Source organism: Paraburkholderia strydomiana (assembly GCF_046030495.1).
Classification (GTDB): domain Bacteria; phylum Pseudomonadota; class Gammaproteobacteria; order Burkholderiales; family Burkholderiaceae; genus Paraburkholderia; species Paraburkholderia strydomiana_A.
Window position 1 is genome coordinate 80,742 of the sequence record NZ_JAQQCJ010000026.1, and the last position, 14,399, is coordinate 95,140.

The window sequence follows — 14,399 nt, forward strand, 5'->3', positions numbered from 1 at the left end:
GACACAGCGTCGAAAGACTGTACAAGGAGATTGACATGCCCAGCGACTTGCCCACTCCAGACGCCGCGCTGCGCGCCGTGTCGGCGCCTGAGCACAATCCGCTCGGCACCGCCGGCCTCGAATTCGTGGAGTTCGCCGCGCGCGACCCGCGAGCGCTCGGCGATACCTTCACCAAACTCGGCTTCAAGGCGATCGCGCGGCATATCAGCAAGGACGTCACGCTGTATCGGCAAGGTGAGATGCATTTCCTGATCAACGCGGAGCCCGATTCGTTTGCCGCGCGCTACGCCGAGGAGTACGGCGCGGGCATCTGCGCGATCGGCATTCGCGTGGCCGACGCGCAGCGCGCCTTCGATCGCGCGATCGAACTCGGCGCCTGGGCGTTCGAAGGCGAGAAGATCGGCGCGGGCGAATTGCTGATTCCGGCGATCCAGGGCATCGGCGACTCGCACATCTATTTCGTCGACCGCTGGCGCGGGCGCGGCGGCCAGCGCGGCGGTCTCGGCGACATCTCGATCTTCGACATCGACTTCCGGCCCATCGAGATCGACACGGCGCACGCCGATCTGAGCCATACGGGCATCGGCCTCGTCGCGGTCGACCACCTGACGCAAACGGTCGGTGAAGGCCGGATGCAGGAATGGCTCGACTTCTATCGCGACCTGCTCAACTTCCGCGAGATTCACGAGTTGCACGCGAACTGGCACGTGTCGGCCGAATCGCGCGTGATGGTGTCGCCGTGCGGCGCGATCCGCGTGCCGCTGTATGAAGAGGGCACGCGCCGAACCAATCTGATGCACGAGTATTTACCGGACCATCCGGGCGAAGGCGTGCAACATATCGCGCTCGCCACCGACGATATCTTCGCGTGCGTCGAGCAACTGCTCGCGAACGGCGTCGAGTTCGTCGAACCGCCGCCGCGCTATTACGATCAACTCGACGCGCGTCTGCCGGGCCACGGGCTCGACGTCGAGCGGCTCAAGTGCACGCATGTGCTGGTGGATGGCGAGATCGGCGCCGACGGCGTGCCGCTGCTGTTTTTTCAGACCTTCGTGCGCCGCCGCACCGGCGAGATCTTCTTCGAGATCGTGCAGCGCCAAGGGCATCACGGTTTCGGCGAAGGCAATCTGAGCGCGCTCGCGCAGGCACGCGAAGCCGGCGCCTGATACCCGGCCGCCTGCGCGGGCGCCTGCCCGCTTAATCGGTATCGGGCTTGCCCGCCAACTCGGGATAGATTGCGCTGTAGGACGCGGCTTCCTGCAACAGCCATTCGCGGAAACTCGCGAGCGGCTTGCCGTGGCTGAGTTCGGTGGGATAGACGAGGTAGTACGCCGAGTCCGCGACCGCCGGCGTGTCGAGCGGTATCACGAGCCCAAGCTGCTCGAGCTGCGTATCGACGAAAAAGCGCGGCACCAGCGCGATGCCGAGACCGGCCGCGGCGGCGCTGATCAACATCGTGTGGAGTTCGTAACGCACGCCCTGCATGGTCCGGTTGTCGTCGACCTCCAGGCTCGCGAACCATGCCGCCCAGCCATCCGGCCGCGTGGTGGAGTGCAGCAGCGGATAGTCCAGCAGGTCGGCGGCGTGCCGCACGGGCCGCTTCAGCAGACTCGCCGCGCACACCGGCACCACTTCCTCGCAGAACAGAAAATCCGCCGACGTGCCCGGCCAGGTCGGCTTGCCGTAGTGAATCGCCGCTTCGAAATGGGTTTTGGCGAACGGGAACGTGCCGGTGCGCACGCCCATGTTCACGCGCACATCCGGGTACTGCGTATTGAATGCCGCGAGCCGCGGAATCAGCCATTGCGATGCGAATGTCGGCAGCACGGCCAGTTCCAGATAACCGCCGCCGCTGCCATGCGCGATGATCGACAACGTGTCGCGGTCGAGCTGTTCCAGCGAGCGCCGCACCTGCGCGCCATACACCTTGCCCGCTTTCGTCAGCACCACGCGCTGTTTGACGCGCACGAACAGCCGCACGCCAAGATTGCTCTCCAACGTATTGATCTGCCGTGACACAGCGCTTTCGGTAAGAAACAGCTCGCGCGCCGCATGCGTGAAGCTTTCGTGCCGCGCGGCGGCTTCGAAAGCAAGCAGCGCGCCCATGTTGGGGATCTTGAACTTTCGCACGTTGATTCCAAAAACGCATCAAGTGGCGATTTTATCTCGCTTTACGGTGCCCCGGCGGATTTTGAATAATCTCGCCTTCAGAATGCCGTGCCGCCTTTTTGCGCCTGTGCCGACGGATTCCGTAGAGGCTTGGGCGAGCGCGCGAAGCGCTACGTGGAGAACCGATATGCGAAACATCAAGAATGCGAATGTCGAACAACTGCTGCTGAAACTGCTGGGCGCCGACAAGACCGCGCGGCTCTTCGCGACGCTCAACCATCCGCGCATCCTCGACGAATGGAACGACGGCAGCGTCACGCGCGCGGAACTCGCTCAGGCGATGAACATGGCGCTTTTCGAGGACCTGCTGGCGCGCTCGGCGAACGGCCGCCAGTACACCGAAGAGACGCTTGCCGCCGGTGGCAGCGTGTACTTCGACCACGGCGCGCTGCGCACGGTGCGCTGGCCGCACAGCGGCGCGCTGCCGCCCGGCGAAGCGGCGTTCGCGCGCATTCTGCGGCCGCTCGGCTTCAGCATCAATGGCCGCTATCCGCTCGATCGTCTCGGCATGACCGGCCGCGCGTGGGCGCATGACGACGCGCCCGACGAGATCGCACAATTCTTCGTCAGCGAATTGCATCCGGCGCGTTTCTCGGCGACGTTTCAGCAGGTGGTGACGAAGGTGATCGGCGCGTCGCGCGATCCGTTGACGCCGCGCGCGGCCGGGCAGTTGTGGGAACTCGAACGCGACGGCGTGTTGCCGCTCGACGTGGCGCATGAATTGCTGCCGGTGATCGTCGGTGCGTTCGCGCGCCAGCACGAGACGCCATGCGAAGCCGATTACGAAGTATTGTTGAAGGAGTCGGCGGAAATGGCGTGGATTGCAACCGAAGGCAACGCGTTCAATCACGCGACCGATCGCGTCGAGGACGTCTTCAAACTCTCCGACGACGAGAAGGCCAAGGGTCGTCCGATGAAGCCGGAAGTCGAGCGCTCGCGTTCGGGCCGCGTGTTCCAGACCGCGTATCGCGCGGACAGGGTGCGGCGCGAATTCCGCACGGTTGAGGGCGGCATCGTGACGCGTGAAGTGCCGGGCTCGTTCTACGAATTCATCACGCGCAAACGGAGTTTCGATCAGGACGCGCGCCGCTGGGAAACGGACCTGCGTTTCGACGCGGGCAACGCACAGGGTATCTTCAAGATGACCGCGAGCCAGGCCGCCTGAGCGCCCGGCGGCAGAACGGGCGGGCGAGTGGTGGGCTGGCGGCAGCGGAGACGAGGAACGCAGTGGGAACGTCATTGGATGAAGAACAGGGCGTGAAGGAGCCGGGCGATCCGCATGCATCGATCGTGTCGGGCGCGTCGGGCGAGCGGCGCGTCGCCAGGCCGTTCACGGGCACCGCCGCCGTGATGCAGACGCTAGAGAGCGACTTGCGCCGGCATGTGCGTGGCGAAGTACGTTTCGATCAGGGCTCCAAAGCGCTGTATGCGTCCGATGCGTCGAACTATCGGCAGATTCCGCTCGCCGTCGTCGTGCCGAAGGATGTCGACGATCTGCTCGCCACGCTCGCCGCGTGCCGCCGCAACGACGTGCCGTTTCTCGCACGCGGCGGCGGCACGTCGCAAAACGGCCAATGCGTGAATGTCGCGGTCGTGGCCGACGCGAGCAAGTATGTGAACCGCGTCGTGTCGGTCGATCCTGTCGCGCGGGTGGCGATCGTCGAGCCCGGCGTGGTGTGCGATACGTTGCGCGATGCCGCCGAACAGCACGGCCTCACGTTCGCCCCCGATCCGGCGACGCACAGCCGCTGCACGCTCGGCGGCATGATCGCCAACAACTCGTGCGGCGCGCATTCGGTGATGGCCGGCAAGACCGTCGAAAACGTCGAGGCGCTGGAAATCGCGACCTTCGACGGCGCACGCTTCTGGGTCGGCCCGACATCCGATGACGAACTCGAACGTATCATCGCGGCGGGCGGCCGTCAGGGCGAAATCTACGCCGCGCTCAAGCGCTTGCGCGACACGTACGCCGCGCAGATTCGCGCGAGATTCCCGCAGATCAAACGGCGCGTGTCGGGCTTCAATCTCGATCAACTGCTGCCGGAAAACGGCTTTAACGTCGCGCGTGCGCTGGTCGGCACGGAGGGCACGTGCGCGGTGACGTTGCAGGCGAAAGTGCGGCTCGTGAAAAGTCCGGCGAAGCGCGTGATCGTCGTGGTCGGCTTCACGGACATCTACACGGCGGCGGATGCCGTGCCGCATTTCATGCGCTGCGGGCCGATCGCGATCGAAGGTCTCGACCGCGCGATCATTCGCGGCTTGCAGGCGCGCGGTTTGAAGAAGGACGAGATCGCATTGCTGCCGCCAGGCGATGCCTGGGTCGTGCTCGAATTCGGCGCGGATACGCAGGAGGCAGTGCTGCGCGGCGCGCAGGCGGCTGCCGCCTATTTCTCGTCGGGCGCCGCGGGGCCGAACGTGTCGGCGCTGCTGGTCGAAGACCGTGCGTTGCAGGCGAAGGTGTGGTCGATCCGCGAGACGGGCGCGTCGGCGGTGGCGTTGTCGGTCGATGCGGGCGCGCCCGATCCAGTGGTCGGCTGGGAAGATGCGGCGGTCGACCCGCTGCGCCTCGGCGATTATCTGCGCGCGTTCCAGGCATTAGTGGATCGATACGGCTACGAGACGAGTCTCTACGGCCATTTCGGCGACGGCTGCGTGCACGCGCGCATCACCTTCGATCTGCGCAGCGCACAAGGCGTATCGACATGGCGCGAGTTCCTGCGCGAGGCGGCGGAACTGGTGGTGGCGTTCGGTGGCTCGTTGTCGGGCGAACACGGCGACGGCCAGGCCAAGGCCGAGTTCCTGCCGATCATGTACGGCCCTGAACTGATGCAGGCCATGGAGCAGTTCAAGGCGATCTGGGACCCAGCCAACCGTCTGAATCCAGGCAAGGTGGTGCACGCGTATCGCGCCGACGAAAACCTGCGGATGGGCCCGGCCTACAAACCGGTGACGCTGCAAACGAAGCTCACGTTCGCCAGTCCGGAAGGCGAAGGCTTCCAGCGCGCGATCGAGCGATGTATCGGCATGGGCAAGTGCCGCTCGCTCGACGGCGGCACGATGTGCCCGAGTTATCGCGCGACGCGCGAGGAGAAGTATTCGACGCGTGGCCGGGCGCATCTGTTCTGGGAGATGCTGCAAGGCGATGTGATCGCAGACGGCTGGCAAAGCCGCGAAGTGAAAGATGCGCTCGACACCTGCCTCGCGTGCAAGGGCTGCAAATCGGATTGCCCCACGCATACGGACATGGCTTCGTACAAGGCGGAATTTCTTTCGCATTACTACGAGAGCAATCGTCGGCCGCGTCAGGCCCTGTTCATGGGACGGATCGGCGAATGGGCGCCGTGGGCGGCGCGCTTTGCTCGCCTGACGAACTTCATGACGACGGCGCCGGGTCTGTCTACGGTCGGCAAATGGGTCGCCGGTGTGGCGCAAGCGCGCGAGTTGCCGCAGTTTGCCGGGACCACGTATCGACAGATCGCGCGGCGCGCTCCGCAATCTGCGCATGACGTTCGCGATGGCGCGAAGAAAGTCATCCTCTGGGTGGATACGTTCAACGATCATTTCACGCCCGAAGTCGCGCAAGCCGCCGCCGATGTACTCGAACAATTGGGCTGGCACGTCGTGCTGCCGAAGAACCGCCTGTGCTGTGGACGACCGCTGTACGACTTCGGTCTGCTCGAACGCGCCCGCGAACTGCTCACGCACATGCTCGACGACCTTGCGGACGATATCGCCGCCGGTGTGCCGCTGGTCGGTCTCGAACCGGGTTGTCTGTCGGTATTCAAGGACGAACTACTGAAGCAACTGCCCGATCACGCGTTGGCGAAGCAACTGTCGGCGCAAACTTTTCTGTTCTCCGATTTCGTCGCGCGCCAGCCGTTCGACTGGCCGACGCTTGCCGCCGACGTGATCGTCCATGGGCATTGTCATCAGAAGGCGCTGTTCGGCATGCAAGGCGATACCGCGCTACTGAACAAGCTCGGTGTGAAATGGAAGCTGCTCGACACGGGATGCTGTGGCATGGCCGGATCGTTCGGCTTCAACGTGGAGCATCATGCGTTGTCGCAGAAGATCGGCGAAGACAAGCTGTTTCCGGCAGTGCGTGAGGCGGCCGCGGCGAATCACGAGACGATCGTGCTGACCAACGGCTTCAGTTGCCGTGAGCAGATCGAGCAGGGGACAGGGCATCACGCGCTGCATATCGCGCAACTCGCGCAGCGGGCGTTGGCGGCGCACCTGGTTTGATCGGCAGCATAGGCACGCGAGGGCGCATCCAGGCGGCGCGCGTGCGCCCGAACTATTTCTTCGTCGATTCGATGGTGACCGGTGTTTGCGGGATGTCCGCGCTGGTCGCCATCCACAATACCTCGGCGTCTTCTTCGCTGGTGGAGACTGCCGCGTGACCGGTGCGGCTGTCGAAGTACAGACTGTCTCCGGCGTTCAGATGCGTCGGCGCGTAGAGCTCCGAATAGAGGCACACGCTGCCGCTGATCACGTAAAGGAATTCTTCGCCTTCGTGGCGGCCCCAGTCGTCGAACGCGTCGAGCGTGTGTGCGGAAATGCGGATGCGAAACGGCAACATCGCTTTGTGCGCGAGGTCGGTGGCGAGCAACTCCATCTGATAACCACGGTACGCGTGGCGCTGGCCTTCGTTCTTGCGGGTCAGCGCGCGGCGGCCGCTGGCGCTCACCTTCGGCGTGGAGCCGAACAGCTCGCCGATTTCGATCTTCAGCCCGAGGACGATTTTCTGCAGCACGTCGAATGTGGGGGACATCAGGCCGTTTTCGACTTTGGAGAGCGTCGAGCGGGAGACGCCGCACAGGCGGCTCGCGGTTTCCAGCGTCAGGTCCTGCGCCTGACGGGCGGCGCGCACGCGCCGGCCGAGGTCGGTGGTTGACGGGTCGGCGGGTTTGCTGAGATGGGTATCCATGGGGCTGCTGCTTTTTCGGGTACGCGCTTCACGATGGCGGGTTGTGTTTCCGATAATAACATTTGGCGTGAGGGGCGGAATTGGCGGGGCGGGGTGATCGGTGCGGCGGGTTGTCGGGAAGCTTCGAGGGCCTGCGCATAGGCGCTGCCGACAATGGGCGGAGAAGGGCGCGCAGCAGTACACATGCGCACGCGCTTTTCTCATTGGAAACCATGGAGACTTTTGTGCGGTAGACCGCGCGCTTGCCGGCTGCTTCGATCGGTATATCGACCACTGCGCCGGTAGCGCGCTCAAGCACTGGAAAGCGGAAGGGCTTTCCAGTTGCCGGCTTGGCTCGACAGAGACTTGGCTATCGGACCTCAAGCCCCTTTGCTGAACAGTTCGTTGAGTTGCGCGCCGGATGCCGCACCCGCAAAGCCGTCGAAGCGGCCGTCGGCCAACGCTTGCGCGGCGTGCATGAAGCCGCCCCATGCCGCGCGGGCTAGCGCGCCGCCGACGCTGATGCGCCGCACGCCGAGCGCGGCCACGTCCTGCAGCGTGAAATTCGACGTCGAGCCGATCAGCAGGTTGACGGGTTTCGGCGCCACGGCGGCGACTACCGCCTCGATCTGCTCGCGTGTCTGAATGCCCGGCGCGTACAGGCAGTCGGCGCCGGCCGCGGCATAGGCCTTGAGACGCGCGATGGCGTCGTCGAGGTCGGGCTGGCCGGCGAAGAAGTTCTCCGCGCGGCCGATCAGCAAGGTATCGCCGCCCGTTTCGTCGATCGCGCGCCGTGCCGCGCTGATTCGCTGTACCGCGACGTCGATCGGGAACAGCGCCGCGGCGGGATCGCCGGTCGAGTCTTCGATGGACAGGCCCGCCACGCCGGTTTCGACCGCCAGCCTGACGCTTTCGGCGACGTCAGCCGGATCACGGCCGAAGCCGTTCTCGAAGTCCGCGTTGACGGGCAGATCTGTCGCTTCGACGATCTCGCGCAAGTGCGCGAGGACCGCGTCGCGAGGCAGCGTGTTGTCGGCGTGCGCGGTGGACCATGCGAAACCGGAGCTCGTGGTGGCGAGCGCCTGAAAGCCCAGCGTTTGCAGATAGCGGGCGCTGCCCGCATCCCACGGATTGGGCAGCACGAAACAGCCGGACGTGTGCAGGGCACGAAAGGCGGCGCGTTTCTCGGCGAGGGTGCGGGGCATGGTGAGTCTCCAGGAAATGGGAAGCCGTAGCTCCCGTATCGATCGAGGCACTTCGGGATTGACCACTAGGAAGTCTATTACTGTGCGCTCGACTTGATGACGTCGACGATGGTCGCATTGCTGAATCCGGCCGCGCGGACTTATTTGCAGCGTGGACTTTGTGGACATTGTTGTGCGCGCTTGCCTCAGTGCTCAGGCAAATGCTACCGCTGTCACGGCTCGCGGTGATAGGCGTGACTGGAGAACAGGCTGGGGCTAACGAGGGAAGTAAGGCGGCACGCCCGTATTCGCGGGCCTAGCGAAGGACGCTATGTCGGCGCGCCTCGCGATGCGATGCGACAACACGCAAGCAATGAGTAGATGACGGAATGACGAATAACGAAGCGCTCTCACTCCATTCGCCGTGCGATACACAAGAAACACGAAAGCGGATCACGCGTTAAAAAACATGACCCGCTTCGCACGGCGAACGAGGAGCAGTAATGCTCGATCACTGCCCCACACTTCCCCCCGCTTGCGACGACCCCGTCGCCGTTGTCCCATAGCCGGTCGCATCGGCCCGAGCCGCTGCATTCTGCGCGGCGACACGCGCTTCGGCTGCCTGAATATCGGCGGGATAGCTGGAATCGGTGGACTTGCCCGGCTGGTATCCCGCCTGCTCGATCTGCTTGAGTTGCGCCTTGACCTCCGCACGCGTGAGCGGCTGTTCGGATTGAGCGAACGAGGCCGCCGGCGCAGCAAGGACAACTAACACCGCCACTGCTGTGACTAGCGATTTCATGATGCTTCCCTCCGGGACTGTTTATCCGGCACCGAGATTTTCGGCACCATTAACGGAGTCTAGGAAGCAATTAATCCAGCGGAAACCACCAGGGTGTTAATTCAGTATTGCATCAAACAATAAGTCGGGGCGCTGTAATGTCCCGTGTAAGAGGCAAGAAAACCCGTCATACGCCCTTGCGCACATCGACCCGATACGCAGTTACTTGCCTGTAAGTATCGCCGGCCTGCACGATCACCTCGTCCTGGCCGGCCATATTGACCTGATTCGGAAAGCCGCCTGCTTCGAGACACAGTCCCGCATGACGTTGATACCTGACACCACCGCGTCCGACGTCGCCATTCAGAAAGTTGCCGGTATAGAACTGTAAGCCGCGCTGATCGGTCGACACGGTCAATTCGCGTCCGCTGCCAGGGTCGTATGCGCAGGCTACCTGACGCAGCGGCGGCGCGCCTTCGCTCGCCTCGGCGCCGGATGTATCGCGCAGCACGTAGCAATGATCGAAGCCACCCGCCCTCGCGAGTTGCGCGTGCGGCCAGTCGAGGCGCCCGCCGATCGGCGCGCTTTGCCGGAAGTCGAAGGCGTTGCCCGCAACCTCGGCGAGCTTGCACGGAATCATTCCGGCGTCGACTTCGAAGAACTGCTCGGCATCGATCGACAACACGTGGCCGCGAATGTCGGTACCCGGCTTGCCCGTCAGATTGAAGTACGGATGACTCGTCAGATTGAGCGGCGTCGGCGCATCGGTGATCGCTTCGTATTCGATGGTCAATGTGCCGTCGTCGTCGAGCGAATAGCGCACTTGCGTGGTGACGTTGCCCGGAAAACCGGCATCGCCTTCCGGCGACTCCAGTCGCATCAGCAGCGCGCCATTGTCTTCGCTCACGTCCCACAGCGCGCGATGAAAACCCACGCTGCCGCCATGCAGCAGGTTCGCGCCTTCGTTGCGGTCGAGCGTGTACTCGATACCGTCGAGCGTGAAGCGCGCATCGGCGATGCGGTTCGCCCAGCGGCCAATCAGGCCGCCCATATAAGTCGTGGCTGCAACGTATTCGGCGGGTGTGTCGTGACCGAGCAGAATATCGCCGAGACGTCCGGCGCGATCCGGGGCATGCCACGAGACCAGCGTCGCACCGAGGTCGCTAATGGCGACTTTCATACCGTGCGCATTACGCAGCGTATAAAGCCGGACCCGATCGCCGCCCTGCAGGGTGCCCCATGGCTCGGAAGAAAGTTGTGCGATGCTGATCATGTCGTCGGTGGAAGTAAAGAGTAAAGGCATGCTCAGCCGGGCGCGGCTGTCGAATTCGCGCGCTCCTGGTATTCGCGCGGCGTACAGCCGAGTTCACGACGAAATACCGCGTACATGTATTGCAGCGACGTGAAGCCGCAACGAATCGCCACTTCCGCGCTGGACGCGTCGCGTTTGGCCAGCAGCGCCTTCGCCACATCGAGCTTATGGCGCAGGATTTCCTGATGCACGGTGCACTTGCGTTCGCGCCGGAAGTACTCTTCGAGCGACGAGCGCGACACGCCCACATAGTCGGCCACCTGTTCGGTGCGAATCCCCTGGCACGCGTACTGGCGGATGAAGTGCCGCGCGCGCATCACATACGGACTCGCGAGCGGCTGATGCCCCGTCGATTCGAGCACGTTGATGCCGACCGGCGGCACGAGAATGCGCCGCCCCGGAAAACGCGCGCCGTGCAGCATCTGATGCAACAGGTGCGCGGCGGTGCGGCCCATTTCTTCGGTGCCCTGAATCACGGAGGAGAGTGGAATACGCGTCAATGTGCGCGTCAGCGGATCATTGTCGATGCCGATGATCGCCACTTCCTCGGGCACCGGAATGCCTGCGATCAGACACGCTTGCAGCAGATGCCGCGCGCGCGCATCGGTCACGGCGATGATGCCGACCGGCTTCGGCAGTTGCCGCAGCCATGCGGTGAGTTGCTCGGTCGCCTGATTCCACGACGGCGCGCTGGTCGACAGGCCGCGATAGACCTCGCTGTCGATCTGCGCGGCGCTGCGTCCGTCGGCGCGGCGCAAATGAGCGAACGCGAGTTCACGCTGCTGCGCCCAGCGGTTTTCTTGCGCTTGCGGCAAGCTGTACAGCGCGAAATGTTCGAGGCCCGAGCCGATCAGATGCGTATAGGCGAGCGACACGAGCTTGCTGTTGTCGGTCGCGATATAGGGTAAGTCCGGAGGGTAATGCGCCGGATCTTCGAACGACGAGCCGACCGCGACCACCGGCAGCGGACAATCGCGCAGCGCTTCGCCCACGGCGGGGTCGTCGAAATCGGCGATGATGCCGTCGCCGTCGAAGCGCTCGATGCCGGTCAGCCGGCAGCGAAAATCTTCTTCGAGGAAGAGATCCCACGCCACCCGCGTCGACAGCAGGTAGTTGCCGATACCGGTGATGATCTCACGGTCGTAGACCTTGTTCGCGTTGAACAGCAGCGCGATCCGATGGGACGTCTGTGGTGTTTGCGGACGGGGCATGGCGATGAGCGGCGCGCGGATCGTCTAACCCACGGCCTTTGTCTCCTGTTTAGCGGGCGCTTGAGTGTGCACTAAAGACAGCGCCTTTTTTAAGCGTCCGGTTATTCTAGGCCGCGAATCGTGCGCCGGTGCGAAACAAACGCGCGGGCGGTAAGAAACATCAAGCGCGCTGCGCAATTTCGCAATTGCCGATGCATCGCGCACGCGGCAGCATGGCGTCACCCTGGTCGACCGGCATGGCGGCGGTTTCGGGTTGCGGTGCAACATAAAACTGGAGACGCCGATGTCTTACTTCGAACACATCCCCGAGATCCGCTATGAAGGGCCGCAATCGGACAACCCGCTTGCATACCGCCATTACGACAAAAGCAAACGGGTGCTCGGCAAGACGCTCGAAGAACATCTGCGCCTCGCGGTGTGCTACTGGCATACCTTCGTCTGGCCCGGCGTCGACATTTTCGGGCAGGGCACCTTCAGGCGTCCGTGGCAGCAAGCCGGCGACGCAATGGAGCGCGCGCTGCAAAAGGCCGACGCCGCGTTCGAGTTCTTCTCGAAGCTCGGCACGCCGTACTACACGTTTCACGATACCGACGTTGCGCCCGAAGGGGCGAGTCTGAAGGAATACAGCGAGAACTTCCAGCGCGTCACCGACTATCTGGCGCGCAAGCAGCAGGATACCGGCATCAAACTGCTGTGGGGCACGGCCAATCTGTTCTCGCATCCACGTTACGCGGCGGGCGCGGCGACGAGTCCCAACCCGGACATCTTCGCGTTTGCCGCAACCCAGGTGCGCCACGCGCTCGACGCGACGCAACGGCTCGGCGGTGAGAATTACGTACTGTGGGGCGGCCGCGAAGGCTACGACACGCTGCTCAATACCGACCTCATGCGCGAACGCGAACAACTCGCGCGCTTCCTGCGCATGGTGGTCGATCATGCGCACAAGATCGGCTTCAAGGGCTCGCTGCTGATCGAACCGAAGCCGCAGGAGCCGACCAAGCATCAATACGATTACGACGTCGCGACCGTGCATGGTTTCCTGCTGCAATATGGGCTGGAAAAGGACATTCGCGTGAACATCGAGGCCAATCACGCGACGCTCGCGGGCCATTCGTTTCATCACGAGATCGCTACCGCCTATGCGTTGGGTATTTTCGGCAGTGTCGACGCGAATCGCGGCGATCCGCAAAACGGCTGGGATACCGATCAGTTTCCGAATAACGTCGAGGAACTGACGCTCGCGTTCTACGAGATTCTCCGGCACGGCGGCTTTACGACCGGCGGCATGAACTTCGATTCGAAAGTGCGGCGCCAAAGCGTCGATCCCGAAGATCTGTTCTACGGCCACATCGGTGCGATCGACAACCTCGCGCTCGCGGTCGAACGCGCGGCGGTGCTGATCGAAAACGATCGGCTCGAACAGTTCAAGCGGCGGCGCTACGCGGGCTGGGACGCGGAACTGGGCCGCAAGATTCTCTCTGGGGATTATTCCTTGGCGACGCTCGCCACGGATGCGCTGGCGCGCGACCTGAACCCGCAGCATGCGAGCGGTCAGCAGGAGCGGATGGAAAACATCGTGAATCAGGCGATTTATAGCGGACGCTGAAACGCATCAGAGTGTGAGCAATAGAAGCAGAGGCATCACATAAAAAATCACGCGGCCACGTCGACTGCGTGAAACAGGAAGCTTTGGGTTGACGCTTGTCCGGTCTTGTCGCTCGCAGCGCAAGCCGGCCAATCCGGTATTCCGGTTATCAAAATAGGAGACAGTCATGCAATTCAAAACACGTCGTAATGTCCTGAGTTCGCTCGTGTGTGGAGCCGTACTCGCCAGCCTGTCGCTCGCCGCGCCGCTCGCGCACGCCAGCAAGGATCATCCGGAAATCGGCTTCTGTATCGACGATCTGCGCGTCGAGCGCTGGTCGCGCGATCGTGACTATTTCGTCGCCGCAGCGGAAAAGCTCGGCGCGAAAGTCTCGGTGCAATCCGCCGACGCGAGCGAAGAACGCCAGATCTCGCAGATCGAAAATCTGATCTCGCGCGGTGTGGACGTGATCGTAATTGTGCCGTTCAATTCGAAGACGCTCGGCAACGTGGTTGCCGAAGCGAGGAAGGCGGGCATCAAGGTCGTGTCGTATGACCGCCTGATTCTCGATGCCGATATCGACGCTTACATCTCGTTCGACAACGAGAAGGTCGGCGAAATGCAGGCCCAGGGCGTTTATGACGTGCGGCCGAAGGGTAACTACTTCCTGCTCGGCGGCGCGCCGACCGACAACAACGCGAAGATGCTGCGCGCCGGCCAGCTGAAGGTGCTCAAGCCCGCCATCGACAAGGGCGAGATCAAGGTGGTCGGCCAGCAGTGGGTGCCGGAGTGGAGCGCATCGACTGCGCTGCGCATCATGGAAGATGCGCTGACGGCGAACAACAACAAGATCGACGCGGTGGTCGCTTCGAATGACGGCACCGCCGGCGGGGCGATCCAGGCGCTGGCCGCGCAGAACCTCGCGGGCAAGGTACCGATCTCGGGCCAGGACGCCGACCTCGCAGCGGTCAAGCGCGTGATGGCCGGCACGCAGACGATGACGGTCTACAAGCCGCTCAAACTGATCGCGGGCGAAGCGGCGAAGCTCTCGGTGGCGCTGGCGAAGGGCGACAAGCCGGCGTTCAACGCGCAATACGACAACGGCAAGAAGAAGATCGATACGGTCCTGCTGCAGCCGACCAAGCTGACGAAGGCCAATGTCAACCTCGTCGTGACGGATGGCTTCTACACGCAGGCGCAGCTCGCGAGCCAATAAGACGGAAGACGGGCGCGGTGTGATTGCCACGC

11 protein-coding genes are annotated in these 14,399 nt (G+C 63.4%); 5 read left to right on the forward strand and 6 right to left on the reverse strand.

The window, feature by feature from the left end:
• The first annotated feature begins 35 nt into the window (after positions 1–35).
• The gene (locus tag PQQ53_RS27885) at positions 36–1,166 is read left to right on the forward strand and encodes a 4-hydroxyphenylpyruvate dioxygenase family protein (RefSeq protein WP_408146920.1); all 1,131 of its coding nucleotides are present in this window, start codon (positions 36–38) and stop codon (positions 1,164–1,166) included.
• Between the two features lie 31 nt (positions 1,167–1,197).
• Here PQQ53_RS27885 and PQQ53_RS27890 read toward each other — a convergent pair whose 3' ends face one another.
• Positions 1,198–2,130, reverse strand: a complete 933-nt coding sequence (locus PQQ53_RS27890) for a LysR substrate-binding domain-containing protein (protein ID WP_408327637.1) — start codon at positions 2,128–2,130, stop codon at positions 1,198–1,200.
• Between the two features lie 166 nt (positions 2,131–2,296).
• Here PQQ53_RS27890 and PQQ53_RS27895 point away from each other — a divergent pair, with 166 nt between their 5' ends.
• Both PQQ53_RS27895 and PQQ53_RS27900 read left to right on the forward strand, forming a co-directional pair.
• Positions 2,297–3,334, forward strand: a complete 1,038-nt coding sequence (locus PQQ53_RS27895) for a DUF1338 domain-containing protein (protein WP_408327639.1) — start codon at positions 2,297–2,299, stop codon at positions 3,332–3,334.
• A 62-nt stretch (positions 3,335–3,396) separates the two neighbouring features.
• The gene (locus tag PQQ53_RS27900) at positions 3,397–6,414 is read left to right on the forward strand and encodes an FAD-binding and (Fe-S)-binding domain-containing protein (protein ID WP_408327642.1); all 3,018 of its coding nucleotides are present in this window, start codon (positions 3,397–3,399) and stop codon (positions 6,412–6,414) included.
• A 52-nt stretch (positions 6,415–6,466) separates the two neighbouring features.
• On the opposite strand, the gene PQQ53_RS27905 is transcribed toward PQQ53_RS27900, so the two are convergent.
• The 5 genes from PQQ53_RS27905 to PQQ53_RS27925 all read right to left on the reverse strand — a co-directional run bounded on the left by PQQ53_RS27905 (position 6,467) and on the right by PQQ53_RS27925 (position 11,566).
• A complete protein-coding gene (locus PQQ53_RS27905; RefSeq protein ID WP_042328876.1) occupies positions 6,467–7,099 on the reverse strand; it encodes a helix-turn-helix domain-containing protein in 633 nt (210 codons plus the stop codon).
• A 359-nt stretch (positions 7,100–7,458) separates the two neighbouring features.
• Positions 7,459–8,283: an isocitrate lyase/PEP mutase family protein gene (locus PQQ53_RS27910; protein ID WP_408327645.1), complete on the reverse strand. Its 825-nt coding sequence runs from the start codon at positions 8,281–8,283 to the stop codon at positions 7,459–7,461.
• 490 nt (positions 8,284–8,773) lie between these two features.
• Positions 8,774–9,064, reverse strand: coding sequence for a DUF4148 domain-containing protein (locus PQQ53_RS27915; protein ID WP_408327648.1), 291 nt, complete (start codon positions 9,062–9,064; stop codon positions 8,774–8,776).
• Positions 9,065–9,230: 166 nt separating this feature from the next.
• Positions 9,231–10,316 carry an aldose epimerase family protein gene (locus PQQ53_RS27920; protein ID WP_408155753.1) on the reverse strand — a complete coding sequence of 362 codons (1,086 nt, stop codon included), beginning with the start codon at positions 10,314–10,316 and terminating at the stop codon, positions 9,231–9,233.
• A gap of 32 nt (positions 10,317–10,348) precedes the next feature.
• The gene (locus tag PQQ53_RS27925) at positions 10,349–11,566 is read right to left on the reverse strand and encodes a XylR family transcriptional regulator (protein WP_408146940.1); all 1,218 of its coding nucleotides are present in this window, start codon (positions 11,564–11,566) and stop codon (positions 10,349–10,351) included.
• A 283-nt stretch (positions 11,567–11,849) separates the two neighbouring features.
• Between PQQ53_RS27925 and xylA the strand changes: the two genes are divergently transcribed.
• Positions 11,850–13,172: a xylose isomerase gene (gene xylA / locus PQQ53_RS27930; protein WP_408327650.1), complete on the forward strand. Its 1,323-nt coding sequence runs from the start codon at positions 11,850–11,852 to the stop codon at positions 13,170–13,172.
• A 166-nt stretch (positions 13,173–13,338) separates the two neighbouring features.
• Positions 13,339–14,367 carry a D-xylose ABC transporter substrate-binding protein gene (gene xylF, locus PQQ53_RS27935; protein WP_408146944.1) on the forward strand — a complete coding sequence of 343 codons (1,029 nt, stop codon included), beginning with the start codon at positions 13,339–13,341 and terminating at the stop codon, positions 14,365–14,367.
• The last annotated feature ends 32 nt before the right edge of the window (positions 14,368–14,399 follow it).